Annotated in this window: 22 protein-coding genes and 2 tRNA genes; 20 read left to right on the top strand and 4 right to left on the bottom strand. The window is 67.0% G+C overall.

Translation table 11 applies throughout. From position 1 onward, the window contains the following. Positions 1-48: 48 nt before the first annotated feature. Entirely contained in the window at positions 49-639 is a 591-nt protein-coding gene (locus ACTIFF_RS14735) for a CBS domain-containing protein (protein ID WP_439537507.1), read from the bottom strand. A 165-nt stretch (positions 640-804) separates the two neighbouring features. Beyond that, positions 805-1884, bottom strand: coding sequence for a glycosyltransferase (locus tag ACTIFF_RS14730; protein ID WP_439537506.1), 1080 nt, complete (start codon positions 1882-1884; stop codon positions 805-807). Between the two features lie 70 nt (positions 1885-1954). On the opposite strand from ACTIFF_RS14730, the gene ilvD reads away from it, so the two are divergent. The 13 genes from ilvD (at position 1955) to ACTIFF_RS14665 (ending at position 12066) form a co-directional block, all read left to right on the top strand. Next, positions 1955-3820 (top strand): dihydroxy-acid dehydratase, encoded by a 1866-nt coding sequence (gene ilvD / locus ACTIFF_RS14725; protein ID WP_439537505.1) that lies wholly within the window; start codon positions 1955-1957, stop codon positions 3818-3820. Positions 3821-3844: 24 nt separating this feature from the next. Next, a complete protein-coding gene (locus ACTIFF_RS14720; RefSeq protein WP_439537504.1) occupies positions 3845-4693 on the top strand; it encodes a DMT family transporter in 849 nt (282 codons plus the stop codon). Positions 4694-4805: 112 nt separating this feature from the next. After that, positions 4806-5273 (top strand): tol-pal system-associated acyl-CoA thioesterase, encoded by a 468-nt coding sequence (gene ybgC, locus ACTIFF_RS14715; protein ID WP_439537503.1) that lies wholly within the window; start codon positions 4806-4808, stop codon positions 5271-5273. A gap of 2 nt (positions 5274-5275) precedes the next feature. After that, positions 5276-5965, top strand: coding sequence for a protein TolQ (tolQ, locus tag ACTIFF_RS14710; protein WP_069039064.1), 690 nt, complete (start codon positions 5276-5278; stop codon positions 5963-5965). A gap of 14 nt (positions 5966-5979) precedes the next feature. Further along, positions 5980-6390 carry an ExbD/TolR family protein gene (locus tag ACTIFF_RS14705; protein WP_439537546.1) on the top strand — a complete coding sequence of 137 codons (411 nt, stop codon included), beginning with the start codon at positions 5980-5982 and terminating at the stop codon, positions 6388-6390. Then, positions 6390-7226: an energy transducer TonB gene (locus tag ACTIFF_RS14700; protein WP_439537502.1), complete on the top strand. Its 837-nt coding sequence runs from the start codon at positions 6390-6392 to the stop codon at positions 7224-7226. Before ACTIFF_RS14705 ends, ACTIFF_RS14700 begins: the two co-directional genes overlap by 1 nt. A gap of 34 nt (positions 7227-7260) precedes the next feature. Continuing rightward, positions 7261-8535, top strand: a complete 1275-nt coding sequence (gene tolB, locus ACTIFF_RS14695; protein WP_439537501.1) for a Tol-Pal system beta propeller repeat protein TolB — start codon at positions 7261-7263, stop codon at positions 8533-8535. A gap of 67 nt (positions 8536-8602) precedes the next feature. Next, a complete protein-coding gene (pal, locus tag ACTIFF_RS14690) occupies positions 8603-9166 on the top strand; it encodes a peptidoglycan-associated lipoprotein Pal (RefSeq protein WP_439537500.1) in 564 nt (187 codons plus the stop codon). Beyond that, positions 9166-9930 carry a tol-pal system protein YbgF gene (ybgF, locus tag ACTIFF_RS14685; RefSeq protein WP_439537499.1) on the top strand — a complete coding sequence of 255 codons (765 nt, stop codon included), beginning with the start codon at positions 9166-9168 and terminating at the stop codon, positions 9928-9930. The genes pal and ybgF overlap by 1 nt, the downstream gene beginning before the upstream one ends. A gap of 15 nt (positions 9931-9945) precedes the next feature. Then, a complete protein-coding gene (gene queC, locus ACTIFF_RS14680; RefSeq protein ID WP_439537498.1) occupies positions 9946-10635 on the top strand; it encodes a 7-cyano-7-deazaguanine synthase QueC in 690 nt (229 codons plus the stop codon). 39 nt (positions 10636-10674) lie between these two features. Further along, complete coding sequence (locus ACTIFF_RS14675; protein WP_439537497.1) at positions 10675-11790, top strand: YeeE/YedE family protein; 1116 nt, start codon at positions 10675-10677, stop codon at positions 11788-11790. Between the two features lie 86 nt (positions 11791-11876). Then, positions 11877-11952, top strand: a tRNA-Lys gene (locus ACTIFF_RS14670). 38 nt (positions 11953-11990) lie between these two features. Continuing rightward, positions 11991-12066 (top strand) — tRNA-Lys (locus ACTIFF_RS14665). Between the two features lie 58 nt (positions 12067-12124). Here ACTIFF_RS14665 and ACTIFF_RS14660 read toward each other — a convergent pair. Continuing rightward, a complete protein-coding gene (locus ACTIFF_RS14660; protein WP_439537496.1) occupies positions 12125-13867 on the bottom strand; it encodes a potassium/proton antiporter in 1743 nt (580 codons plus the stop codon). Between the two features lie 233 nt (positions 13868-14100). On the opposite strand from ACTIFF_RS14660, the gene ACTIFF_RS14655 reads away from it, so the two are divergent. The 7 genes from ACTIFF_RS14655 to ACTIFF_RS14625 all read left to right on the top strand — a co-directional run bounded on the left by ACTIFF_RS14655 (position 14101) and on the right by ACTIFF_RS14625 (position 22201). Continuing rightward, positions 14101-14355, top strand: a complete 255-nt coding sequence (locus ACTIFF_RS14655; RefSeq protein ID WP_439537495.1) for a DUF4212 domain-containing protein — start codon at positions 14101-14103, stop codon at positions 14353-14355. Positions 14356-14359: 4 nt separating this feature from the next. Beyond that, entirely contained in the window at positions 14360-16165 is a 1806-nt protein-coding gene (locus tag ACTIFF_RS14650) for a sodium:solute symporter family protein (protein WP_439537494.1), read from the top strand. Positions 16166-16309: 144 nt separating this feature from the next. Continuing rightward, entirely contained in the window at positions 16310-16663 is a 354-nt protein-coding gene (locus ACTIFF_RS14645; RefSeq protein ID WP_305614860.1) for a hypothetical protein, read from the top strand. Between the two features lie 13 nt (positions 16664-16676). Continuing rightward, positions 16677-16874: a hypothetical protein gene (locus tag ACTIFF_RS14640; protein WP_069039020.1), complete on the top strand. Its 198-nt coding sequence runs from the start codon at positions 16677-16679 to the stop codon at positions 16872-16874. A gap of 2 nt (positions 16875-16876) precedes the next feature. Beyond that, positions 16877-19615: an ATP-binding protein gene (locus ACTIFF_RS14635; protein WP_439537493.1), complete on the top strand. Its 2739-nt coding sequence runs from the start codon at positions 16877-16879 to the stop codon at positions 19613-19615. Between the two features lie 34 nt (positions 19616-19649). After that, positions 19650-20024 (top strand): response regulator transcription factor, encoded by a 375-nt coding sequence (locus ACTIFF_RS14630; protein ID WP_439537492.1) that lies wholly within the window; start codon positions 19650-19652, stop codon positions 20022-20024. Next, positions 20021-22201 carry an exonuclease domain-containing protein gene (locus ACTIFF_RS14625; RefSeq protein WP_439537491.1) on the top strand — a complete coding sequence of 727 codons (2181 nt, stop codon included), beginning with the start codon at positions 20021-20023 and terminating at the stop codon, positions 22199-22201. The genes ACTIFF_RS14630 and ACTIFF_RS14625 overlap by 4 nt, the downstream gene beginning before the upstream one ends. Here the strand turns inward: ACTIFF_RS14625 and ACTIFF_RS14620 are convergent. After that, the gene (locus ACTIFF_RS14620) at positions 22198-24039 is read right to left on the bottom strand and encodes a putative nucleotidyltransferase substrate binding domain-containing protein (protein WP_439537490.1); all 1842 of its coding nucleotides are present in this window, start codon (positions 24037-24039) and stop codon (positions 22198-22200) included. The genes ACTIFF_RS14625 and ACTIFF_RS14620 overlap by 4 nt on opposite strands. Between the last annotated feature and the right edge of the window lie 75 nt (positions 24040-24114).

Raw genomic sequence — 24114 nt, 5'->3', positions numbered from 1 at the left:
TAACCGCAGGTTATCCGCCCCGGTAGTGCAGCGACCAGCGCCGTCTCGTCAGCCGCGCAGTGCAGTCGCGATTTCAGCGAACGTGGCCGCGACCTCGACCGAATTCAACGGCATGCCGAGCTGGCGCTCGACTTGCGCCGCGGAAAAGATGCCGCGGATGCGCGGTGGTGCGCCGCGCGTCGCCGCCTCGACCGCCAGCAGGTAGGCGTGGCCGTAGTGCTGCAGCGCCGCCACGACGCTGCCCACGGTGGCGCGCCGCAGCGCCTCGAAATCCACCGCGTCGATGTCACTCAGCGCCTGCATCACCTGCTTCACCGTCAGCTCGGCGCGGGTCAGACCCTGCGCCTGTATCAACCGGATCGGCTTGCTGCCCTGCAGGTCCGACAGCGTGACGATGCCATCCACGCAGGGCATGTCGCTGATGACGAACAGCATGCGCACGCCGCTCTCGCGCATGCGCTGCTCGGCCGCGTCGAGTGAGGCCTGCGGGCCGATGCAGGCGGCGCGCACGTTCACCAGATCGGTCATGACGGCGGTCGCGGGGCTGTCCAGCGACACGCGGGCCGCCTCCGGCGGCGTGGCCTGGGCGATGCAGGTGCCTTCGGCGAAACGGTAGGTCGACAACGCGGGGTGTGACATGGCGAATCTCCTTTTCTTGTCAGGCGGTCGGTTCGGTATGCGACGGACGCGAGAGGCGTTGCGCGACGCGCAGGTCGCGCTGAATGTGTCGGATACGCACTCCTGACTGTAGACCGCCAACCGGGTTCCGGCTCTGCCGGCCGCCGCGCGACCGGCAGAGCAGATTCATGAATTTCCCGACAGCCAGCTGAAGAACGGCCCGAAACACACGGTCGCGGACAGGTTCGCACCGGCCCAGCGGCGCGCCGCGGCCGACATCGCCCGGCGCGCGTCCACGTCATCGAGCAGCCGCAGGCAGGCGCCGGCAAAGGCGGCGGGGTCGTCGGCCAGCACGAAAGCGTCGCCGGCAAGTTGTTCAACGCCTCGCGCGCCTTCGCGCGTGGTGACCAGCGGCAGTCCGGATGCCAGTGCCTCGACCGTCTTGATCTTCAGGCCGGAGCCCCAGCGCACCGGATTGATCGCCACATCGACGCCGGCCCACAGCGCATCGGGCGCCGGCACGACACCGCATGCGCGCACCCCCGCGGGCAGGGGCTGCGGCAGCCACGCCGACAACGGACCGGCCAGCTGCAGCTCGACCCGGTGTGCAGCCAGTTGCGGCCACACCTGCCCGAAGAACCACTGCAGACCGTGCCGATTGGCCGGTGAATGACTGGCCGCACAGCCGAGCACGCGCGACGCCGGGCGCACCGGCTGCGCCGGCAGCTCGACCGGATGCGGCACGCACAGCGCCCGCTCGCCGAGCACGGCGGCGACCCGCGCATGATCGTCGGGCTGGATCAGCAGCACCCGGTCGTAGCGACGCAGGAAGGCGATCTCGCGTTCGAAACCGAGCGGCTCATCGACCGGCACGCCCAGCTGCCGGCGCGACGCGGCGTTGTCGCTGACCAGATCGTGGGTGTCGATCACCAGCCGGGTGCCGGCGGGCACCGCCTGGCGCAGGAAATCCAGTTGCAGGCGCGACAGCAGCACGACGTCGGGCCGTATCTGCCCGCACAGCTGTCGCACGGCGGCCAGCAGCGCTGCACGTACCGGCTTTTCGCGGCCGCCATGCGCCAGCCGGTAGCGATGCGGGCTGGCCGCCACCGCGGCTGACGCGTCGGAATCGGCGGCTTCGAGGAAGAAAACCGTCAGTTCGCATACGCCGGCCAGCGCCTCGACCAATGTGCGCGTACGGGTGGCCTCGCCGTTGCCGGCGCGCCAGTAGCGGCTGCGGGTCACGAACAGCACGCGCGGTCGGTTCATCAACATGCGGGCCGGCAGGCCGGGGGACGGATAGAATCCCGCTTTTACCCGATTTCCAGCAGGAGCCGCCATGCCCGCCTACCGCTCACGTACTTCCACCCACGGCCGCAACATGGCCGGCGCCCGCGCGCTGTGGCGCGCCACCGGCATGAAGGACGGCGATTTCGGCAAGCCCATCATCGCCATTTCGAACAGCTTCACGCAGTTCGTGCCGGGTCACGTGCACCTGAAGGATCTCGGCCAGATGGTTGCGCGCGAGATCGAAAGGGCCGGCGGCGTGGCGAAGGAATTCAACACCATCGCGGTCGATGACGGCATCGCGATGGGCCACGGCGGCATGCTGTATTCGCTGCCCAGCCGCGAATTGATCGCCGACAGCGTCGAATACATGGCGAACGCGCACTGCGCCGACGCGCTGGTGTGCATTTCGAACTGCGACAAGATCACCCCGGGCATGCTGATGGCGGCCCTGCGGCTCAACATTCCGACCGTGTTCGTGTCCGGCGGGCCGATGGAAGCGGGCAAGGTCGTGCTGCCCAGCCCCGGCGGCATGAAGATCATTGCGGTCGATCTGGTCGATGCCATGGTCAAGGGGGCCGACACCAACTGTTCCGACGAAGAGTCCGACGCCTACGAGCGCAGCGCCTGTCCAACCTGCGGCTCGTGCTCCGGCATGTTCACCGCCAATTCGATGAACTGCCTGACCGAGGCGCTTGGCCTGTCGCTGCCGGGCAACGGCTCGACGCTGGCCACGCACGCCGACCGCAAGGCGCTGTTCCTGCGCGCCGGCCAGCTGGCGGTCGAGCTGTGCCGCAAGTATTACGAGAACGACGACGAATCGGTGCTGCCGCGCTCGATCGCCAGCTTCAAGGCATTCGAGAACGCGATGACGCTCGACGTGTCGATGGGCGGTTCGACCAATACCGTGCTGCACCTGTTGGCCGCCGCACACGAAGCCGGCGTCGACTTCACGATGGCCGACATCGACCGCATTTCGCGCGGCGTGCCCTGCCTCTCGAAGGTCGCGCCGGCCAAGTCCGACGTGCATATGGAAGATGTGCACCGCGCCGGCGGCATCATGGCCATTCTCGGCGAGCTGGACCGCGCCGGGCTGATCCACCGCGACCTGCCGACGGTGCACAGCGCCACACTGGGCGAGGCGCTCGACAAGTACGACATCGTGCGCACCGAAGACGAAGCGGTGCGTACCTTCTACCGCGCCGCACCCGGCGGCATCCCGACCCAGGTCGCGTTCTCGCAGGACCGGCGTTACCCGACGCTCGATCTCGACCGCGAGAACGGCGTCATCCGCAACAAGGCGCATGCCTTCAGCCAGGACGGCGGCCTCGCCGTGCTGTACGGCAACATCGCCGAGCGCGGCTGCATCGTGAAGACGGCCGGCGTCGACGACTCGATCCTGAAATTCTCGGGCACCGCCCGGGTGTACGAAAGCCAGGACGACGCGGTGACCGGCATCCTCGGCGACGAGGTCAAACCGGGCGAGGTGGTCGTGATCCGCTATGAAGGGCCGAAGGGCGGCCCCGGCATGCAGGAAATGCTCTACCCGACGACCTACCTGAAGTCGAAGGATCTGGGCAAGGCGTGTGCGCTGCTGACCGACGGCCGGTTCTCGGGCGGCACCTCCGGCCTGTCGATCGGGCATGCCTCGCCGGAAGCGGCTCAGGGCGGCCTGATTGCGCTGGTGAAGGACGGTGACGTGATCGAGATCGACATTCCGAACCGCACCATCCATCTGGTCATCGCGGACGACGAACTGGCGCATCGCCGGGCAGCCGAAGAAGCGCGCGGCGCCGACGCGTGGACGCCGAAGCAGCGCGACCGCGTGGTGTCGCAGGCGCTGCAGGCCTACGCGCTGATGACCACCAGCGCTGATACCGGCGCGGTACGCGATCTGAAGCAGCTGCGCCGCCCGTAAGGCCGGCTTGCCGTCGCACCGGTCTTGACCGCGCCGCATCCAGCCGGCCGCATCGCCGCGCTGACCGCGCTGGCGATGTTCGCCTTCGCCGCCAATTCGGTGCTGAACCGGCTGGCGCTGGCCGATACGGCCATTGATGCCGCCAGCTTCACGCTGATCCGTCTGGCGGCGGGTGCGCTGGTGCTGTGGGCGCTGGTGCGCCGCCAGTCGGGCAGCCGGCTGGCCGGCGACTGGCCGGGTGCGTGCGCGCTGTTCGTGTATGCCGCCGCGTTCTCCTTCGCCTATCGCGCGTTGTCGACCGGCACCGGTGCGCTGCTGCTGTTCGGCACGGTGCAGGTGAGCATGATTGCCGCAGGACTGTTCAAGGGCGAACGCTTCCGGCCGCTGCAGATCGCCGGCTTCGGCGTCGCGCTGGGCGGGCTGGGCGTGCTGCTGGCCCCCGGCGTCAGTGCGCCGCCGGTCGATGCGGCGCTGCTGATGGCGCTGGCCGGCATGGCATGGGCCGTGTACTCGCTGCGCGGGCGTCACGCACGCGGCACGCCGCTCGCCATGACGGCCGGCAATTTCGTGCGTGCCGTGCCGCTGGCGATCGGCCTGTCGATGGTGTCGGCGGCCGACGCCCGGATCGATCTGGCGGGCGTGCTGTACGCCGTGCTGTCCGGCGCGCTGGCATCGGGCGTCGGCTACGCCATCTGGTACAGCGCACTGCGCGGGCTGACGGCGACGCAGGCCGCCACGGTGCAGCTGAGCGTGCCGGTGATCGCCGCGCTCGGTGGCGCGCTGCTGCTGGCCGAGCCGCTGACCGCGCGACTGGCGCTGGCGTCGGCCGCCACGCTGGGCGGCATCGCGCTGGTCGTGACCACCCGCCGCTGAACGCTGCCGATTGCCCGCCTCCACGCCGCCCAGCCGCCTGTTACATCCCCTTGCGAGGCTTTTTGATGCCATGCAGCAAGCCGGGCCGGCCGCTCGGGTAAAATCGCGGCCCATGACTCCATCCGCGCAGCACGATGACGGCCCGCACGGCGACGGTTTTTCGTGGCCGGTTCGCGTCTATTACGAAGACACCGACAGTTACGGGGTCGTCTACTACGCAAACTACTTCCGCTTTCTCGAGCGTGCGCGCACCGAATGGCTGCGCGCGCTCGGCTTCGATCAGGTCGACATGACCGTGCAGGGCCACGGCTTCGTCGTGCGCTCGGTCACCGGCGAATACCTGAAGCCGGCGCATTTCAATGACGCGCTCGAGGTGCGCAGTACGATTGCCGGCGTCAGCCGGGTCGCCATCGACTTCGCGCAGCGGCTGTACCGCGGCGACACGCTGCTGTTCGACGGACTGGTGCGGGTGATCTGCATCGATCCGGCGCGCGGCCGTCCGGTGTCGATCCCGCCTGCACTGCGCGCGCGGCTCGTCCCTTCATCCCCGCTTCCTCTTCTGCCCCCGCTCACGAACTGACCATGAACCTATCAGAAGACCTCTCGATCATTTCGCTCATCATGAACGCCAGCTTGCTGGTCAAGCTGGTGATGGCGCTGCTGATCGGCATTTCGTTCATGAGCTGGTACTGGATTTTCCGCAAATCCTTTGCCATCCGCGGCGCACGCAGCCGCACCGACAAGTTCGAGCTGGAGTTCTGGTCCGGCGGCGACCTGAACGCGCTGTTCCAGAGCGCGGCCAACGACCGCCACAACGCGGGCGGCATGGAGCGCATCTTCGAAGCCGGCTACCGCGAATTCACCAAGCTCAGGGGGCGGCAGAACATCGACACCGCCACCGCGGTCGATGGCGCCCGGCGCGCCATGCGCGCGACCTACCAGCGCGAGGTCGACGAACTCGAATCTCATCTCGCCTTTCTCGCCTCGACCGGCTCGGTCAGCCCCTACATCGGCCTGTTCGGCACCGTGTGGGGCATCATGAACGCCTTCCGCGGCCTGTCGAACGTCGGTCAGGCGACGCTGGCCCAGGTCGCCCCGGGTATCGCCGAAGCGCTGGTGGCAACCGCGATCGGCCTGTTCGCGGCGATTCCGGCGGTGGTCGCCTACAACCGCTTCGCGCACGACATCGACCGCATTTCCATCCGCTGGGAAAGCTTCATGGAAGAGTTTTCCAACATCCTGCAGCGCCAGGGCCCCGGTAAGGCGCAATGAGAAGACAGCGCCGCCTGATGAACCAGATCAACGTCGTGCCGTACATCGACGTGATGCTGGTGCTGCTCGTCATCTTCATGGTGGCGCCGCAGGCCACGCCCACCGGCAGCATCGAACTGCCCAGCGTCGGTCAGGCGTCGCAGACCCCGGCGCAGCCGATCGAAGTCATCGTGAAGGCCGACGGCAAGCTGGCGCTGCGCGACCGTGACCAGGGCGGCAAGGAAGAAACCGTCACGCGCGATGCGCTGGTGACGCGCATCCGCGACCTGCAGGGCGCAAAACCCGATCGCGCCGTGGTGGTGGCCGGTGACAAGGCGGCGCGCTACGAGGAAATCCTGAAGGTGATGGATACGTTGCAAGGCAACGGCATCACCCGCATCGGTCTGCTGGTGCAGACCGGCCAGGCTGCGAAACCGGCCCGTTGATGCGCGAGCACGCACTCAAACGCCCGGAACCCGGCAAATGGCAGTCGGCCGTGCTGGCCGCCGGCATGCATCTGCTGCTCGGGCTGTTCCTGTTCTACAGCGTGCGCTGGCAGACCAGCAAGCCGGCTGCCGTGCAGGTGGAACTGATCAGCAGCATGCCGACAGTGGCAGCGCCGGTGCGTCCGCCGCCGCCGCCCGAGCCGGTGGTCGAGAAACGGCCGGACCCGGTGGTCGAGCCGCCGCCTCCGCCGCCGCCGGCCAAGCCGGACATTGCGTTCAAGGAACCTCCGAAGCCGAAACCGGTTCCCAAGGTTGAGCCGAAGCCCGAACCCAAGCCGGAGCCCAAGCCGGAACCCAAGCCGAAACCCGAACCGAAACCGGTCGAGAAGAAGCCCGACGTGAAGCCGCCACCGCCGGACATGCGGCGCGAGATCGAAGCGCAGGACAGGATGTTCAAGGAAGCCATGGCGCGCGAGAGCGCCGAACAGGCCAAGCGCGAAGCTTCGCGCGAAGCGGACCTGATCGCGCAGGCCGCCGCGGAAGGCGCGCGCCGGAGCGCTGCGAACGCCTGGGGCGACAAGATCAGCGCCAAGATACGCGGCAACATCGTGCTGCCGCCGGGCGCCACCGGCAACCCGGAAGCGCTGGTCGCCATCGCGCTGCTGCCGGACGGTTCGGTGGTCGGCGAACCGCGCATGAAAAGATCAACCGGAAATCCGGCGCTCGATGACGCGATACTGCGTGCCATCGTGAAGTCGTCACCGCTGCCGAAGCCGGACGATCCGTCGGTCTTCGTGCGCAACCTGGATCTGGTGTTCCGGCCGCTGGGACAGTAGCCGCCGACCCACCACTTCTCATCGAAAGGATCAGATGTTCAAGGTATTCAGACTGATGGCCACCACGCTGCTGCTCGCAGCAACCGCCGCCCAGGCGCAGCTCACGGTCGAAATCACCGGCGCCGGCGCAAACCGCATTCCGGTCGCGATCGCCAACTTTGCCGGCGACGGACTGCTGCCGCAGGCGCTGACCGGTGTCGTGCGCGCCGACCTGGAGCGCAGCGGCCTGTTCAAGCTGGTCGATCCGGGCACCACGCCGGTGCCGGAAAACGCGGCCATCGACCTGAACCAGTGGAAGGACCGCGGCGCCGATGCGCTGGCGCTGGCCAGCATCCTGCCAGCACCCGGCGGCCGCTACGAAGTGCGCATGCGCCTCTACGACATCGCGCGGCAGAACAAGCCGGACGGCATGATTTTCCTGTTCGGGGCCTCGACCGTGCGCGAAACCGGCCACCGCATCGCCGACTTCATCCATGAAAAGCTGACCGGCGAGCGCGGCGTCTATTCGACCCGCATCGCCTACGTGGTGAAGACCGGCAAGAGCTACGAACTGAAGGTGGACGACGCCGACGGCCAGAACCCGCGCACCGCGCTGCGCTCGAGCGAGCCCATCATTTCGCCCGCCTGGTCGCCGGACGGCACGCGCCTCGCGTATGTGTCGTTCCAGGCCAAGAAGCCCATCATCTACGTGCACTCGCTGGCGACCGGCGCGCAGACCGTCGTGGCCAATTTCAAGGGCTCGAATTCGGCGCCCGCCTGGTCACCCGACGGCAAGCGGCTGGCCGTGGTGCTGACCAAGGACGGCAGTTCGCAGATCTACACCATCAACGCCGACGGCAGCGGGCTGACGCGCGTGGCCGGTTCGACCACCATCGACACCGAACCGCAGTTCTCGCCCGACGGCCAGTACCTCTATTTCACGTCGGACCGCGGCGGCAGCCCGCAGATCTACCGCGTCGCGGCCACCGGCGGCACCGCCGAGCGCGTCACCTTCGAAGGCAGCTACAACGTGTCGCCCAGGCTGTCGCCGGACGGCAAGATGCTGGCCTACGTGTCGCGCAACGGCGGCCGGTTCCAGGTCACGGTGATGGACCTGGCCAGCCGGCAGATCCAGATCCTGACCGATTCGTCGCGCGACGAATCGCCGTCCTTCGCGCCCAACAGCCGCACCATCCTGTATGCATCGGAGGTGGGCGGGCGCGGCGTGCTGTCGGCGGTGTCGTCAGACGGCCGCGTGAAGCAGAAACTGTCCGGACAGGCCGGCGGCGATGTCCGCGAACCGGCCTGGGGACCGTTCAATCAACCCTGACGCCGCACAGATCAAACCTTTAACTCACGTCACACTCCCCGTTCCGACCACTAGAAAGGCCCCAGCCATGCAAACATCCGCCAGCAAGATCGCCATCGCCACCCTGACCCTCGCACTGCTCGCCGGCTGCTCGTCATCCGGTCCGGAGCAACCCGCCGCCCCGACCGAAAGCAAGACGCCGGTTGCGCCGGCTGGCCCGAGCGGCACGCCGGTTGCCCCGCCCGCCGTCAGCGGCAAGACCATGACGCCGGAAGAGGCGCTGATGGCGTCGCTGAAGGACCCGAACAGCCCGCTGTCCAAGCGCATCATCTACTTCGACTACGACAGCTACGCCATCAAGGACAGCTACGCCAGCCTGGTTTCGGCGCACGCCAAGGTGCTGGCTGCCAACCCGAAGCTGAAGATGCTGATCCAGGGCAATACCGACGAACGCGGTTCGCGCGAGTACAACCTGGCACTCGGCCAGAAGCGTGCCGAAGCCGTCAAGCGCGCGCTGATGCTGCTGGGCGTGCAGGAAGCGCAGATCGAGTCGGTCAGCCTGGGCGAAGAAAAGCCGCGCATGGAAGGCAGCGACGAAGCCGCCTACGCCGAGAACCGCCGCTCGGAAATGCTCTATTCGGGTGAGTTCTGATGCTGGCCCGTCGCGGCATCGCGACGGCGCTGGCCATGCTGTTCATCGGCAGCACCCCGGCGTGGGCGCTGTTCGATGACGACGTGGCGCGTCAGCGCATCGAAGCGCTCAAGCTTGAATCCACCTCACGGCTGGGCAAGCTCGATGCGCAGGTGGAACAATCGCAGCGCGTGCAGCTTGACCTGACCAACCAGATCGAAGCCCTGCGCGCCGAAATCGCCAAGCTGCGCGGCCAGAACGAGGTGCTGACCTACGAGCTGGAAGCCGCCACCAAGCGGCAGAAGGATTTCTACCTCGATCTGGACAACCGCCTGCGTGCGCTCGAAGCCGCGCCTGCCGCCGCGGCCGCAGCAGCACCGGCCGCCGATCCGGCGGCCGAGGCGCGCGACTATGAAGCCGCGCTCAATCTGCTCAAGGGCGGCAAGTTTGCCGACGCGCAGAGCGCGTTCGAGGCCTTCATCACCACCTGGCCACAGAGCAGCTTCCAGCCTGCGGCGCATTACTGGGCCGCCAGCTCGGGCTTCCAGGCCAAGAATTACCCACGCGCGGCCGAGCTGTACCAGACGGTGCACACACAGTGGCCGTCCGACGTGCGCGCACCCGAGGCCCTGCTTGGTCTGGCCAACACGCAGCAGGTCCAGGGTGATACGAAGGGCGCGAAGAAGACGCTGGACACCGTGGTGGCTGAGTACGGCAGCACGCCGGCAGCCGACGTCGCGCGTCAGCGCCTGAAGCAACTGGCTCCGCCGCCGAAGAAGAAGTAGGAAGGGGCGCACGCAATGGGCAGTACGGTTTCTTCGCGGCCGGCCGTCGTGCTGCTGTCCGGCGGCCTCGATTCGGCCACCGTGCTGGCGATGGCGCGTGCCCAGGGGCACGACTGCCACTGCCTGTCGGTCGATTACGGCCAGCGCCACCGTGCCGAACTGGTGGCCGCCGCGCGCGTGGCGAAGGCGCTCGGCGCCGCCAGCCACCGCACGCTGACGCTCGACCTGCGTGCTTTCGGCGGCTCGGCACTGACCGACAGCGCGATCGACGTGCCGGTCGACGGCGTGGCGCCCGGCATCCCGGTCACCTATGTGCCGGCACGCAACACCATCATGCTGTCGCTGGCGCTGGCCTGGGCCGAAGTACTTGGCGCGCAGGACATTCACTGCGGCGTCAACGCGGTCGACTACTCCGGTTACCCCGACTGCCGACCGGAATACATCAAGGCCTTCGAAGCGATGGCCAATCTGGCCACGAAGGCCGCAGTGGAGGGCGCCCGACTGACCGTGCACGCACCGCTGATTGCACTGACCAAGGCGGGTATCATCCGCGCTGGCGCAGATCTGGGTGTCGATTACGGTCTCACCGTGTCGTGCTACCAGGCCGATGACAACGGCCGCGCCTGCGGCGTGTGCGATTCGTGTCGCCTGCGCCGTGAAGGCTTCGCTGCCGCGGGCATCGCGGACCCGACGCCGTACAGATAGCGCCCCCGTGCGAGGGGCCGACAACCGGACCCGAACACGATGGACCTCAACATCCACACCGAAACACTGGCCGCCGTGCTCGGGCTGTCGATCGCGCTCGGCGCGCTGACCTCGCGCACCAATTTCTGCACCATGGGCGCGGTGTCCGACTGGATCAACATCGGCGACCTCGGCCGCATGCGCTCGTGGATGCTGGCCATCGCCACCGCGATGGCCGGTCTGGTCGGCATGGAATCGGCCGGCATCATCGACCTCGCCACCACCTACCCGCCCTACCGCAGCCCGCAGCTCGCCTGGCTGCGCTATCTGGTCGGCGGCCTGCTGTTCGGCATCGGCATGACGCTGGCCAGCGGCTGCGGCAACAAGACACTGGTGCGCATCGGCGGCGGCAACCTCAAATCGGTGTTCGTGCTGGCGGTCGGCGCGTTGTTCGCCTACCTGATGATCTTCACCGAGTTCTACGCGCTGGCCTTCGGCTGGATGGGCAGCTTCACGCTGTCGCTCGATGCGCGCGGCATCGACTCGCAGGCCCTTGGCTCGGTCGTCGCGGGTACGGTCGGCGGCGACGCCGCCACATTGAACCGCGCGCTGGCCTGGCTGATCGCCGGCGCACTCGCCGTCTGGGCCTTCGCGAATGCCGAATTCCGGCGCGACCCGGACAACATCGCCGGCGGCATCGGCTTCGGTCTGGCCGTGCTGGCCGGCTGGTGGCTCACCGCCGGCCCGCGCGCCGCCGAATGGAAGGAGTGGGCTGAATTCGCCGACGTGCTGCCCAGCCGCGTCGAAGCGCAGTCCTACACCTTCGTCGGCCCGATGGCCGACAGCGCGCGCTACCTGCTCGACCCGACCAATACCGCCTTGCTCAACTTCGGCGTCATGGCGCTGGTCGGCGTCATCGTCGGCGCTTTCCTGTACGCCATCGTGGCCGGCAAATTCCGCATCGAGTGGTTCCGCAGCAGCGCCGACCTGGTGCGCCACGGCATCGGTGGGGCGCTGATGGCCATCGGCGGCGTGCTTGCGTCCGGCTGCAGCGTGGGCCAGGGCATCACCGGCGTATCGACACTGGCGCTCGGCTCCGCCATCGCGCTGCTGGCCATCATCATCGGCTCGGCGCTGACCATGAAGGCGTCGATGTGGTGGCTGATGCGCGAGTAGCCGGAGCGCCCCCGCACGCCGCCAATGCCGGAAAGCCTTGACGCATCAAAACCCGCTTCCTATAATCCGCCCTCTTCGCAAGGCGAGGGTCGGTAGCTCAGTCGGTAGAGCAGCGGACTTTTAATCCGTTGGTCGCGAGTTCGAGTCTCGCCCGACCCACCACACGGTGGGCCGAAAAACAGGTATTGCGAACCCGTTTCGGGTTGTTAGCTCAGTTGGTAGAGCAGCGGACTCTTAATCCGTAGGTCGAGTGTTCGAGCCACTCACAACCCACCAGCACTCAAGCGGCCCGCAGCGATGCGGGCCGCTTTTTGTTTCTGGGGTCGTCAGGACCTCAGCGCTCCCCCGCCTGCGGCACCTTCAACCCCACCGCGACCACGTTGCCGGCGGCGTCCATGCGGCGCACGGTGAGCTGGATGGCGCCGACGCTGACGCGGTCGCCGACGACGGCGCCGCGGCCGAGGCGGAACAGCATCAGCGTCTTCAGGTCGAGTTCGGCATCGTCGGGCGACAGTTCGAAGCCGTAGTTCAGCGCGAGGTCGCCGGCGCGGCAGCTGGGGTCGACGACGAATTCGCCGAAGAAACCCGCGTGCGCGCTGAGGCCGCCGGACACGGCGCCGAAGGCGCGGGCGATCGGTTCGGCGAGCGCGTCCGGCGCGGCGAACCACACCGCGTCGCCCTCGGCCAGCCGGGACGCAGGCTGCAGGCGCACCAGGCGCTGGTCGCGCGTGACGGCCACGCAGCGCACTTCGCCGGGTTCGCCGAAGTCGGCCGCGATGTCATCGGGGTGGCGCCCTTCAGCCGCGGAACCGGCGCCGACGAGATATTCGAGCAGTTCCAGCGCGGCGTCGCCGCCGACCCACACTTCGCGCCGGTCCACCGGCTCGTCGCGCGGCGGCACCTCGACGCCGAACACGCGCGCGGCCGTTGGCACGGTGGCGCCCTGCACCAGCAGCGACAGCAGCACGACGGCGAAGGCGACGTCGAACAGCAGCAGTGAGTCGGGCACGCCCATCATGACCGGCACGATGGCCAGCACGATGGGCACTGCGCCGCGCAGTCCGACCCACGATATGTAGGCCACCTCGCGCACCGGGTAGCGGAAGGGCAGCAGGCCGGTGGCGACCGCGAACGGGCGCGCAACCAGGATCAGGAACACGGCCATGGCCAGCGCTTCCCACGCGTGGTCGAGCAGGTGCGATGGCGTCACCAGCAGGCCGAGCACGACGAACATGCCGGCCTGCGCCAGCCAGGCCAGGCCGTCCATCACGCGCAGCACGTGTTCGGTCGCGTGGCTGCGCCGGTTGCCCACGATGAGCCCCGCTATATATACGGCGAGAAAACCGCTGCCGTTGAGCAGGTTGGTGGCGGCGAAGATCAGCAGACCGCCGGACAGGATGAGCAGCGCATACAGGCCTTCGGCCAGCTTGAGCCGGCGCAGCAGGCGCGCCAGCACCCAGCCCCCGGCGAGACCGGCCAGCGCACCCAGCCCCATCTGGCTGACCAGCATCAGCGCGAAACGCAGCGGGCTCGACTGTTCCGGGTGCAGCAGCATTTCGACCAGCATGGTCACCATCAGGATGGCCATCGGGTCATTGGCGCCGGATTCGATCTCCAGCGTTGCCTTCACCCGCTGATTCAGGCGCACCCCGCTGTTGCGCAGCAGCGCGAACACGGCTGCGGCGTCGGTCGAGCCGACGATGGCGGCCAGCAGCATGCCGAGCCGCCAGTCCACATCGAGCAGCCAGGTGGCGAACAGCCCGAGCGGCACCGCGGTGGCGACCACGCCCCAGCTGGCCAGCACGGCCGCCGGGCGCAGCGCCACGCGGAAGGTTTCTGTGCGGGTGCGCAGACCGCCGTCGAGCAGGATGACGGCGAGCGCGAGCTGGCCGACCAAGGTGGCGGCCGTGAAATCGCCGAATTGGATGCCGCCGGGCCCGTCCTCGCCGGCCAGCATGCCGACCACGAGAAACAGCAGCAGCAGCGGCAGCCCGAGCCGGGTGGACACGGTGCTGCCGAGCACACTGGCGAACAGCAGCAGGCCGGCCAGCAGAAGATATCCGTTGATAGCGACCATGCGCCGAAACTACCACGGGATGACGGCTTTGCCGCGCCGGGCGGTCATCCGGCGTGCGCCGACGCCATCGCGCCTTGGTCTCGCTGCGGCCAGCGCCGCATAAGCTTGCCGTAAGGTAAGCACCCTAGTATCCGGCACGCAGCAGTAAAGGGCGCCCGGAACTGCGGTCAGAAAAGCCCCGGCACAACAGCCGCGGAGCCGGGTAGTTCAAAAACATCGGAGGAGAAACACCCATGGAAAAAGGTAACAGTGGCTACTGGCAAGCCACATTGGGCCTGCTCACCAAGATCCTGATCGTCTGGTTCGTGGTGTCGTTCGGCGCCGGCATCCTGTTCGCGGATGCACTCAACGGCATCCATCTCGGCGGTTACCCGCTCGGATTCTGGTTCGCGCAGCAGGGCTCGATCTACGTCTTCATCGCGCTAATCTTCTATTACGCCAAGAAGATGGGCGACATTGACCGTCAGTTCGACGTACACGAGGATTGATGCCATGGATCTGCAAACAACCATCTACATCGGTGTCGGCCTGAGCTTCGCGCTCTACATCGGCATCGCCATCTGGGCTCGTGCAGGATCGACGAGCGAGTTCTACGCTGCCGGCGGCAGCGTGCACCCGGTCACCAACGGCATGGCGACTGCGGCTGACTGGATGTCGGCTGCGTCCTTCATTTCGATGGCCGGTCTGATTTCCAACATGGGTTACGGCGGCGGCCTGTTCCTGATGGGCTGGACCGGCGGTTACGTGTTGCTGGCGATGCTGCTGGCGCCGTACCTGCGCAAGTTCGGCAAATTCACGGTGCCGCAGTTCATCGGCGACCGCTTCTACTCGAAGTCGGCCTCGATGGTGGCGGTGATCTGCCTGCTGACCGCATCGATCACCTACATCATCGGCCAGATGACCGGTGTGGGCGTGGCGTTCTCGCGCTTCCTCGGCGTGTCGTCGGAAGTGGGCATCTATGTGGGCATGGGCATCGTGTTCCTTTACGCCGTGTTCGGCGGCATGAAGGGCATCACCTACACGCAGGTCGCTCAGTACATCGTGCTGATCCTGGCCTACACGGTGCCGGCCGTCTTCATTTCGCTGCAGCTCACCGGCAACGCCATTCCGCAACTGGGTCTGGGCTCCAACATGGCGGGCAGCGACGTGTCATTGCTGAGCAAGCTCGACATGGTCGTGACCGATCTGGGCTTCGGCCAATACACCACGACCACGGCGGGCTCGACGCTCAACATGTTCGTGTACACGCTGTCGCTGATGATCGGCACCGCCGGTCTGCCGCACGTGATCATGCGATTCTTCACCGTTCCGACGGTCAAGGACGCACGCAGCTCGGCCGGCTGGGCACTGGTGTTCATCGCCATTCTCTACACGACCGCTCCGGCTGTCGCGGCGATGGCCAAGCTCAACCTGCACGGCACGGTCAATACGGCTGTCGTCAAGGGCGGCGACCTGTACGCCGAAGAGTCGAGCATCAAGGCCGATGATCGTCCGGACTGGATGAAGCGCTGGGAAAAGACCGGCCTGCTGAAGTTCGAGGACAAGAACGGCGACGGCCGCATCCAGTACTACGACGACAAGACGAAGAACGATGCAGCCAAGGCCAAGGCCGAAGCGGCCGGCTGGAAGGGCAACGAGCTGACGGTGAACGCCGACATCATCGTGCTGGCCAACCCGGAAATTGCGCTGCTGCCCAACTGGGTGATCGCACTGGTGGCCGCGGGCGGTCTGGCTGCGGCGCTGTCGACCGCTGCCGGCCTGCTGATGGCCATCTCGGCGGCCGTGTCGCACGATCTGATCAAGAACATCTTCGTGCCTGACATCAGCGAAAAGGGCGAACTGCTGGCCGGCAAGATCGCCATGGCCGTGGCCATCGTGATCTCCGGCTGGCTGGGTCTGAACCCACCGGGCTTCGCGGCCGGTACGGTGGCCCTGGCCTTCGGTATTGCGGCGTCGTCGCTGTTCCCTGCCATCATGATGGGCATCTTCTCGAAGAAGATGAACAAGGAAGGCGCCATCGCCGGCATGCTGGCAGGCCTCGCCGTCACGCTGTTCTACGTGTTTGCGCACAAGGGCATCTTCTTCGTGAAGGGCACTGACTTCGTCGACATGATCGGCGGCGCCAACAGCTTCTTCGGCATCACGCCGGAAGCCTTCGGTGCCGTGGGTGCGCTGGTGAACTTCATCGTTGCCTTCGCGGTTGACAAGGTGACCAAGGAGCCGCCGGAGCACATCCAGCACATGGTCGAAGCCGTGCGCATCCCGCGCGGTTCCAAGGCGGTGGACGGCGCGCACTGAGCACGCGGTTCATGCTGACCGGACCATCGGCCCGCCGCGCGGACTGATGGTTTAATGTGAGGCCTCGCCGGTCCTGCCGGCGGGGCCTTTTTTCTCCCGCATCCGCCGCGCAGGCCTGACGGCGGAGCAGGTCAGGAGCCCGACATGGTTTTCGACATCAGCGTCGCAATGACGTGGATATTGTTTCTCGCGCTGTTCCCGATGGCCTTTTTCTGGCTGCGCCGCGCCTGGCGCATCATGGTCAAACGCGATTTCTCGGAAGTGGCGATCAAGCGCGGCGAGCCGCCGGCCGACGCCGCGCGCTGGGCACCGTATGAAATGACGATCAATCTGGTGGCCGGCATCGTCGTGGTGTTCGTCATCCTCGGCGTGGTCAGCGGTTCGCTCGAGTATGAAGTCTGGTCGGCCATCGCCGGCTCGACCATCTGGTGCAAGTTCTTCGCCAGCTTTGCGCTGAGCCGGCACGCCCACCTGCAGACCGGCAAGAAGACGGCCTGAGGCGGAGACGTCCGTGACGGTCGCGCTTCGCACCCAGCGCCTTCTGGCCTTGTTCGCAGCGGCGCTGCTGCTGTTCAACTTCCCGCTGCTCGCGCTGTGGGACCGTGACGCGACGCTGCTCGGCCTGCCGTTGTTCCCGGCCGCGCTGTTCGTCGTGTGGGGCACGCTGATCGCGCTGCTCGGCTGGATCATCGAACGTCCGGAGCGCTGACCGTGCTGTCCGCCCCGCTGCTCGTCGGTACCTCATTCGCCTACCTGCTGGTGCTGTTCGCCATCGCCTGGTACGGCGACCATCGGGCTCAGCAGGGGCGCTCGGTGATCGGCAATGCCTGGATGTACGCCCTGTCGATGGCCGTTTATTGCACTGCCTGGACCTACTTCGGCAGCGTCGGGCGCGCCTCGACATCGGGTGTGTGGTTCCTGCCCATCTACCTCGGGCCGACGCTGGCGATGGTGCTGGCGTGGATGGTGGTGCGCAAGATGATCCGCATCGCCCGCACCTACCGCATCACCTCGATCGCCGACTTCGTGGCCAGCCGCTACGGGAAGAGCCCCTTGCTGGCCGGGCTGGTGACACTGATCACCGTCGTCGGCATCGTTCCCTACATCGCACTGCAGTTGAAGGCGGTCTCCAGTGGCTACGCCGTCCTTACCGCGATGCCGGGAGAGAGCGCCGCCGGGGCGGCGCAATGGTGGCGCGACAGCACGCTGTACGTTGCCCTCGCGCTGGCCGGCTTCACCATGGTGTTCGGCACGCGCCACCTCGACACCACCGAGCGGCACGAGGGCATGGTGGCGGCGATCGCCTTCGAGTCGGTGGTGAAGCTGCTCGCCTTTGTCGCCGTCGGCCTGTTCGTCAGCTACTGGGTGTTCGACGGACTGGGCGACCTGTTCGGCCGCGCGCTCGCCCACCCCGATCTGCGCCCGCTGCTCGGTCTCGAACAGGGCCGCCCATTCGCCTACGAACAATGGTTCGCGATGACCGTGCTGTCGATGCTGTCGGTCATCTTCCTGCCGCGCCAGTTCCAGGTGATGGTGGTCGAGAACGTGGACGAGCGCCATCTGCGGCGCGCCGTCTGGGTGTTCCCGCTGTACCTGCTGCTGATCAACCTGTTTGTGCTGCCGATCGCGCTCGGCGGCCTGCTGTACTTCGGCCCCGGCGTGCGCGACGCCGAAACCTTCGTGCTGTCGATCCCGCTCGCCCACGGCCAGCACGCGCTGGCGCTGGTCGCCTTCATCGGCGGGCTGTCAGCGGCCACCGGCATGGTGATCGTCGAAACCATCGCGGTGTCGACCATGGTGTGCAACGACCTGGTCATGCCGCTGCTGCTGCGTACCCGTCGCTACGGCGCGCGCGCCGTCGGCGATCTGACCGGCCTGCTGCTGCGCATCCGCCGGGCCGCCATCCTCAGCGTGATGCTGCTGGGTTACGTTTATTTCCACGTGGCGGGTGAGGCCTACGCGCTGGTGAGCATCGGCCTCATCAGCTTCGCCGCCGTCGCGCAGTTCGCGCCGGCCGTGCTCGGCGGCATGTACTGGAAGGGCGGCACGCAGGGCGGCGCGATGGCCGGGTTGAGCGCCGGCTTTGCGGCCTGGACGTGGACGCTGATGCTGCCGTCCATCGCCAAGTCGGGCTGGATGGACGCCAGTTTTCTCGAACACGGACCATGGGGCATCGCGCTGCTCAAGCCCGAACAGATGCTCGGCTTGGCCGGGCTCGACAACCTGACGCACTCGCTGTTCTGGAGCCTGCTGCTCAACATCGGCGCCTATGTCGGCGTATCGCTGTGGCGCATCCCGTCGGCCGGCGAAACCAGCCAGGCGCTGCTGTTCGTCGACGTGTTCGAGCGCACCGCCAGCAGCGGGCCGGTATTCTGGCGCGGCCGCGCCGAAGTGGCCGACCTGCAGCCGCTGGTCGCCCGCTTTCTCGGCGCCGCGCGCGCGCAGCAGTTGTTCGAGGAGTACGCCGCACGCGTGGGCGCGACGCGGGTCGATCAGATCAAGCCGGACGCCCGGCTGGTGCAGTTCGTCGAAACCCAGCTCGCGGGCGCCATCGGCAGCGCCTCGGCGCGGGTGATGGTGGCCTCGGTGGTCGAGGAAGAAGCGCTCGGGCTCGATGACGTGATGCGCATCCTCGACGAAGCTTCGCAGTTGCGCGCCTATTCGCACGCGCTGGAAGACAAGTCGCGCTCGCTCGAACGCGCCACCGCCGAACTGCGTGCCGCCAACGACCAGTTGAAGAGCCTGGACCGGCTGAAGGACGACTTCATGTCCTCGGTCACGCACGAACTTCGCACGCCGCTGACCTCGATCCGCGCGCTGTCGGAACTGATGGTCGATGACCCGGCGATGGACGTCGAACAACGCCAGCATTTCCTCGGCATCATCGTCGCCGAGACCGAACGCCTGTCCCGTCTGGTCAACCAGGTGCTCGACATGGCGAAGATCGAGTCGGGCCATGCCGAGTGGCACAACACCGACGTCGACCTGCGGGCGCTGGTCGAGCAGGCCATAGAAACGACGCAGGAGGTGTTCCGCGAGCGCGGATCGACGGTCGTACTGCAGGCGCCGGCGCACATGCGCACGCTGCGCGCCGACCCGGACCGGCTGACCCAGGTCGTGCTCAACCTGTTGTCGAACGCCGCCAAGTTCGTGCCACGCGGCAGCGGCCGGGTCGTTGTACGGATGCACACCGACGGTCGCGGCATCACGGTCGACGTGCATGACAACGGGCCGGGTGTGCCTCCCGACCAGCAGAAGGTGGTATTCGAGAAATTCCACCAGGGTGGCGACGGCATCACGCGGCCCCAGGGTACCGGCCTGGGGCTACCGATCAGCCGGCAGATCGTCGAGCATTTCGGCGGACATATGTGGCTGGAAGCTGATCCAGGGCAAGGCACCTGTGTCAGCTTCCATCTACCTTGGAATGCACAGGAAAGTCCGCCGGCATGATGGACCGACGCGGATCAGGAGGAGGAAGACTGCCGTGACACACAAGATTCTGATTGCCGACGACGAGCCTAACATACTGATTTCGCTCGAATTCCTGATGAAACGCGAAGGCTACGAAGTGACCGTCGCGCGCGACGGCGTCGAAGCGCTGGCTGCCATCGTCGCCACCCGGCCGGACCTGGTGCTGCTCGACGTGATGATGCCCGGCAAGACCGGCTTCGAGGTCTGCCAGGAAGTGCGCGCGCAGGACGGGCTCAAGGATGTCCGCATCCTGATGCTCACCGCGAAGGGGCGCGACACCGACGTCGCGAAAGGGCTGGCGCTTGGCGCCGACGCCTACGTGACCAAACCGTTTTCGACGCGCGAGCTGGTGCTGAAGGTGCGCTCGATGCTGGAGCCGGCGACGTGAACCCGCGGCTGCGCCCGGACCGCCGCGTGCTGCTCGCACTGGCGGCGCTTGCGCTGCTCATGAGCGGCTGGGCGCTGGTCAGCGGTGCGCTGCTGTGGCTCACGCTCGAACCGGCCGAGCGCGACACGGTAAGCGCGCTCATCGGCAGCCGGCTGCCGCTGTCCGGCATGACTCTGGTATTCGTACTGTTGATTGCCGCCGCGGGGTTGAACGCCCTGTACCGACACTACATCGTCGCACCCGCTCGGCTGCTCGACGAGGCGCGCATCCTGCTCGGCGCCGACGTCCAGCGCACCCTGACGCCGCAGGGCGCGGCGGAAAACCGGGCGCTGGCCGACGTCATTTCCGGTTTCGCCGAACAGCGTGCCCGGCTGCGCGCCGACATCGCGCAACAGGTGCACGAAGCGAGTCGCAGCGTCGAACAGGAGCGCAGCCGGCTGGCCGCGCTGATGTCGGAGCTGACGCAGAGCGTTGTCGTGTGCAATCTCGACGGCCGCATCCTGCTCTACAACAATCGCGCGCGCCTGCAGTTCCGTGCGCTGTCCGACGCACCGACGGTCGCTTCAGGCGCCGAACTGATCGGTCTCGGCCGCTCGATCTACACCGTGTTCGACCGCAAGCTGGTGGCGCACGCGCTGGAGAACATCCAGCAGCGCATGCAGCGCGGCGTGGCCAGTCCGTCGGCGCAGTTCGTCACCACCACGCGCGCCGGCCAGTTGCTGCGGGCGCAGATGACACCGGTGCGAGCGGGCGGCGAGGGCGACGACAAGAGCATCGGCGGCTTCGTGCTGATGCTCGACAACATCACGCGCGACTTCGAAGAGGAATCGGCGCGCGACCGGCTGCTGCTCGGGCTGACCGAAGGCAGCCGCGCCTCGCTCGCCAACATGCAGGCGGCCATCGACATGCTCGACTTCCCCGATCTCGACACGGCGATGCGCGAGCGCTTTCACGGCGTCATCCGCGACGAGGTCGGCGCCATGAGCACGCGGGTGGGCAAACTCGCCGATGAATCCACGCGCGGCATCAAGGCGCGCTGGCCGCTGGAAGACATGCTCGGCGCCGACCTGGTGTCGGCCGCGCTGCGGCGCATCGAATCGCTGGGCGCACCACGCGCCGCGGCGGACGAGGTCGACGGCTCGCTGTGGCTCAAGGTGGACAGCTTTTCGCTGCTGCAAGCGCTCGCCTGTCTGGCTTTCCGGCTGGCCGACGAATACGACATCCGCGCCGTGCAGCTGCGGCTCGGCGCGGCGCCGCAGGGTGCGCGCGCGCAACTCGATCTGATCTGGCAGGGCCAGACCATGAGCACCGAAACCGTGATGAACTGGCAGATGGACGGCATGACCACGGGCAGCGAGCGATCGCCGCTTTCTGTGCGCGACGTGGTCGAGCGCCACGGCGGCGAATTCTGGCTCGAGCGCGAACGCGTGCGCCACCGCGCCTTTTTCCGCTTCCTGCTGCCGCTGGCCAGCGAACGCGAACAGCTCGACACCGCCACCTTCGTGCCGCAAGGCAGCCGCCCCGAATATTACGACTTCGACCTGTTCCGCTCGACCGAGTCGAGCCGCACGCTTGCCGACCGACCGTTGACCGAGCTGACCTACACCGTATTCGACACCGAAACCACCGGGCTGAATCCGAGCGAAGGCGACGAAATCATCCAGATTGGCGCCGCGCGCATCGTCAATGGCAAGCTTTTGAGGCAGGAAAGTTTCGAACAGCTGGTGGACCCGCAGCGGACGATTCCTGCCGCCTCGATCCCGATCCATGGCATCACGCAGGTCCAGGTGGACGGTCAGCCGACCATCGCCACCGTGCTGCCGGCTTTCCATGCGTTTGCGCAGGACACCGTACTGGTGGCCCACAACGCGGCCTTCGACATGCGCTTCCTGCAACTGAAGGAGGCCGCCACCGGCTTGCGCTTCGAACAGCCGGTGCTGGACACGCTGCTGCTGTCGGCGCTGGTGCACCCGAATCAGGAATCGCACCGGCTTGAAGCCATTGCCGAGCGCTTCAACATCACCGTAATCGGCCGCCACACGGCGCTCGGCGACGCCATCGTCACCGCCGAAGTGTTCCTGCGGCTGATTCCGCTGCTCGCTGAGAAGGGCATCCACACCCTGGGCGAAGCGCGCGAAGCGGCGCAGCAGACGTATTACGCGCGGTTGAAGTATTAGAACCGTCCCGCCTGGTAACGCTGCCCAAGGACGCTCTGCAGGGTCTGCACGACGCCGAAGGCATCCTTGAGCTGACTGCGTTCGAAGTTCGACAGTTCGTCCGGCTTGACGAAGTTGTCGGCCTTCAGCCCGGCCGCAAGTTGACTGAGCTGATGCCGGATGCGTATCCGGGCAATGAATTCCAGCGTTTCGCGCAGGTCGCGCGCACTTTGCCCGCTGATTTCGCCACTCGTCGCCGCCACATCAAGCCGGTCGTACGTATTGATGGCTTCGTGCCCGCCGGCCAGCGCATAGACGCGGGCGAGATCGACCACCGGAACGATGCCGCTGTGCTTGAAGTCGATGGTGCCGCGGTGCGCGCCGGAGCGTATCGTCGAAATCGCGCGGAACAGGCCCAGCGGAGGCGTGTGGGTGAGCGCATTGCCAACCATATGGGCCAGGAACATGCGCTTGCCCTGCGTCATCGACAGCATGTCGCGCCGCAGTTCATCGAGCAGGGACGCCTTGCCGTAAATCGCCCTGAGGTCGAAGAACACACAGGTGAGCATCAGCGCCTTGGGGTCGGGTTCGTCCGTCCACCTGCGGAAATACTGCAGCCAGCGCGACTTCGGCTGCCGCCAAAGATCCGTCATTGCCATCATTTCGCCCGGGCAGTGGACGTATCCGCAGGCAGCCAGGCCGTCGCACACGAATACGGACAGCGCGTTGAAATATTCGCCGTGACGCGCGGGATCGAAGGCATCGTCGATGACCATGCAGTTGTCCTGGTCGGACCGCGCGGTCTGCTCGCTGCGTGCCTGCGATCCGGCTGCCACCCATACGTAATCGATCGGAGGCGGCCCCAGTTTCGCCTCGGCCAGCTGCAGCAGCCGGCAGGTGATGGCGTCGGTGATGGCCGTGATCATGCGACCGCTGCTGTATGCAGATGCACCCGACGCGGCGAGATTCTGCTGCAGCAGTGCGACGCGTGCAGCGGCAGCGGCGAGGCCTTCGAGTGTGTCCTGCTTGAAGATTTCGCCCGCCAGAAAGACTGGAGACGTGCTGTGATGCGCGTTCAGGTCAGTCGCAGTGATCACACCGACCAGTGCATCGCCGTCCGTCACCGGGAGGTGATGAATGTTGTGGCGGGTCATCAGCAACAGGGCCTCGAATGCCGGATTCCGTACGTCTATCGTCAGCGGCCGCGGCGTGGCAATGTCGCTGAGCGGGCGCGACGTGTCGGTGCCCTGTGCAATCACGCGGCTGCGCAGGTCGCGATCCGTCACCACGCCCGACAGGCGCCCTTGCGACACGATCAGCACGGACGACACGCGTTGCTCGGTCATCAGCGTTGCGGCATCGCGGATCGAGGTATCGGGCGCCAGCGTGACGGGGCCGCGCTTGATCAGCGCGCGCACCGACGTCGGCAGCAGATTCAGGCCCGGCGGGGCTGGATGTGCGTCCGCGACCACGGTCGCCTCCGGTGCGAGGAAGCATCGCAGCGACGGCTGCGCCGCGCACAGCGCATCGATATCGGTGCTCGCAACCCGTGCCAGCAGCGCGTCGTCGGACACCGTGGCCGACCAGGCCCCCACCGCGCTCGCGGGCGTGCCGTAACCGAACAACTCCCCCGGGTGCAGCGCAACCTCGGTTCGGCTGTCGGCATCGATCAGGCGCACCGCCCCGCGAAGGATGAAATAGAGCCCGTCGATATCGTCCTGCAGGTCATCCGCAGAGAACTTCTTCACGTGCATCACCGACGCGACGCCGGCAAGCGCTTCCGGATCAAGCGCCCCGAACGCACGCTGCGCGCGCAAGGCTTCGAGCAATTCTTGAGCGGTCGCGCCTTGCCTGCTCATGCCACCTCCAGCGGGAATAGAAGTCGAACGACGGGCGAAAGAACAGGGCAGCCCCCGGCAAACTGACAGTTTCCG

This window comes from Methyloversatilis sp., assembly GCF_051861465.1.
In the GTDB taxonomy this organism is placed as follows: Bacteria; Pseudomonadota; Gammaproteobacteria; order Burkholderiales; family Rhodocyclaceae; genus Methyloversatilis.
This window is presented reverse-complemented; position numbering and strand designations above follow the sequence as displayed.

What these genes read in the sequence shown, in the direction of transcription:
- tolQ (WP_069039064.1), top strand. Translation starts at nt 5,276, where the DNA reads ATGAACCTATCAGAAGACCTCTCGATCATTTCGCTCATCATGAACGCC.
- ACTIFF_RS14650 (WP_439537494.1), top strand. Translation starts at nt 14,360, where the DNA reads ATGGATCTGCAAACAACCATCTACATCGGTGTCGGCCTGAGCTTCGCG.
- ybgC (WP_439537503.1), top strand. Translation starts at nt 4,806, where the DNA reads ATGACTCCATCCGCGCAGCACGATGACGGCCCGCACGGCGACGGTTTT.
- ybgF (WP_439537499.1), top strand. Translation starts at nt 9,166, where the DNA reads ATGCTGGCCCGTCGCGGCATCGCGACGGCGCTGGCCATGCTGTTCATC.
- queC (WP_439537498.1), top strand. Translation starts at nt 9,946, where the DNA reads ATGGGCAGTACGGTTTCTTCGCGGCCGGCCGTCGTGCTGCTGTCCGGC.
- tolB (WP_439537501.1), top strand. Translation starts at nt 7,261, where the DNA reads ATGTTCAAGGTATTCAGACTGATGGCCACCACGCTGCTGCTCGCAGCA.
- ACTIFF_RS14645 (WP_305614860.1), top strand. Translation starts at nt 16,310, where the DNA reads ATGGTTTTCGACATCAGCGTCGCAATGACGTGGATATTGTTTCTCGCG.
- ACTIFF_RS14655 (WP_439537495.1), top strand. Translation starts at nt 14,101, where the DNA reads ATGGAAAAAGGTAACAGTGGCTACTGGCAAGCCACATTGGGCCTGCTC.
- ACTIFF_RS14735 (WP_439537507.1), bottom strand. Translation starts at nt 639, where the DNA reads ATGTCACACCCCGCGTTGTCGACCTACCGTTTCGCCGAAGGCACCTGC.
- ACTIFF_RS14730 (WP_439537506.1), bottom strand. Translation starts at nt 1,884, where the DNA reads ATGAACCGACCGCGCGTGCTGTTCGTGACCCGCAGCCGCTACTGGCGC.
- ACTIFF_RS14700 (WP_439537502.1), top strand. Translation starts at nt 6,390, where the DNA reads ATGCGCGAGCACGCACTCAAACGCCCGGAACCCGGCAAATGGCAGTCG.
- pal (WP_439537500.1), top strand. Translation starts at nt 8,603, where the DNA reads ATGCAAACATCCGCCAGCAAGATCGCCATCGCCACCCTGACCCTCGCA.
- ACTIFF_RS14620 (WP_439537490.1), bottom strand. Translation starts at nt 24,039, where the DNA reads ATGAGCAGGCAAGGCGCGACCGCTCAAGAATTGCTCGAAGCCTTGCGC.
- ilvD (WP_439537505.1), top strand. Translation starts at nt 1,955, where the DNA reads ATGCCCGCCTACCGCTCACGTACTTCCACCCACGGCCGCAACATGGCC.
- ACTIFF_RS14660 (WP_439537496.1), bottom strand. Translation starts at nt 13,867, where the DNA reads ATGGTCGCTATCAACGGATATCTTCTGCTGGCCGGCCTGCTGCTGTTC.
- ACTIFF_RS14675 (WP_439537497.1), top strand. Translation starts at nt 10,675, where the DNA reads ATGGACCTCAACATCCACACCGAAACACTGGCCGCCGTGCTCGGGCTG.